We start from the raw sequence: 1,542 nt of genomic DNA, 5'->3' as shown, positions 1-1,542 counted from the left end.
CCTTGAGCCGTTCGCCGCGTTCGCCTACGAGGCCAGGGGCGGGTTCGGCGACGCGTACCGGACGGCGCAGGCGTTCGCGATCGGGGCGCGGGCCGCGGGCGTGCGCATCCGGCAGGGCACCGCGATGACGGATCTGCTGCTCGACGGCGACCGCGTGACGGGCGTTCGACTGGCCGACGGCACCGACGTGGCGGCGGGCACCGTCGTCGTCGCCACGGGTGTTTGGACTCGGGACCTCTTGGCGCAGTACGGGATCGACGTGCCCATCCGCGTCGTGCGCGAGCAGATCGTGATGATCTCCCCCGGCGTGGAACTCGGTCCCGTACCGGTCTTCTCCGACCTGATCTCCCTGCAGTACATCCGGCCGGAACCGGGCGGTGAGGTGTTGTTCGGCAACAGCGACCTGTCGCACGTCCAGGACGCCGATCCCGACGCCTACCTCAACCGGGCCGAAGAGGACTTCATCGACATCACGATCGAGCGCGTCGGCACCCGGTTCCCCGGTTTCGCCGACGCCGCGATCACGGGCAGCTACGCCGGCTGTTACGACGTCACCCCTGACTGGAATCCGGTGATCTCCCGCAGCGGGATCGACGGACTGCTCGTCGCCGCCGGGTTCAGCGGACACGGCTTCAAGATCGCGCCGGCGGTGGGCCAGCTCATCGCCGATCTGGTGATCGACGGACGCAGCGCCGATCCACGCATCCCGGAAACCGACTTCCGGCTGTCCCGCTTCGCCGAAGGCGACCCGCTGCGGACGCCGCACCCGTATGTCGGCGCGGGCGAGATGCGTTAGCCGTCGAGGATGGAGACTGGGACCGTGACCTCCCCCGACGATCACGAACCGCTGCTCCGCAACAAGTCAGGCACCGCCCGCGACCGCGACCCCAGCGAGGCGATAGACGAGTTGGAGTTCGAGGCCGCCATCGGACGCAATGTGCGTCAACTGCGCCAACAGCAGGGGCTGACGGTCGCGGACATGGCGGCCCGCGTCGGCATCTCCAAGGCGATGATGAGCAAGATCGAGAACGCCCAGACGTCATGCAGCCTGTCGACCCTCGCGCTGCTTGCCAAGGGCTTCGACGTTCCCGTCACCACACTGTTCCGCGGCGCCGACGTCGAGCGGCCCGCGGCGTTCGTCAAGGCGGGCACCGGGGCGCGCATCGTCCGCAACGGCACCCGCGAGGGCCACGAGTATCAGCTACTCGGCTCTCTGCGTGGCGAGCACAAGCGGCTCGAATGCCTCGAGGTCACGCTGTCGGAGAAGAGCAAGACCTACCCGCTGTTCCAGCACCCCGGCACCGAGTTCATCTACATGCTCGAAGGCGTGATGGACTACAGCCACAGCCGTTCGGTGTACCGCCTGCACCCGGGTGACTCACTGCAGCTCGACGGCGAGGGCGCCCACGGACCGGTTGACCTGGTTGCGGTGCCGATCCGGTTCCTGTCGGTGGTCGCCTTCCCCGACTCCCAGGTCTGACGCCCCCAACCTTCGCGCCGAACGTGGATTACCCCCACGCGATTTTCAAGATGGCGTGGGGG

At 68.2% G+C, this 1,542-nt stretch carries 2 protein-coding genes; both read left to right on the top strand.

Annotated features, from left to right (window positions below; all coding sequences use genetic code 11):
- Window positions 1–796 (top strand): NAD(P)/FAD-dependent oxidoreductase (locus tag ACRDUX_RS23670; protein ID WP_526417086.1); only part of this gene is annotated, 796 nt, incomplete at its 5' end.
- 24 nt (window positions 797–820) lie between these two features.
- The gene (gene relB, locus ACRDUX_RS23665) at window positions 821–1,480 is read left to right on the top strand and encodes a type II toxin-antitoxin system RelB family anti-toxin (RefSeq protein ID WP_526417084.1); all 660 of its coding nucleotides are present in this window, start codon (window positions 821–823) and stop codon (window positions 1,478–1,480) included.
- Window positions 1,481–1,542: the final 62 nt, after the last annotated feature.

Source organism: Mycobacterium sp., assembly GCF_050701675.1.
Classification (GTDB): domain Bacteria; phylum Actinomycetota; class Actinomycetes; order Mycobacteriales; family Mycobacteriaceae; genus Mycobacterium.
Note: the sequence above shows the minus strand (reverse complement) of the source record. Positions and strands in the feature narration are given on the sequence as shown.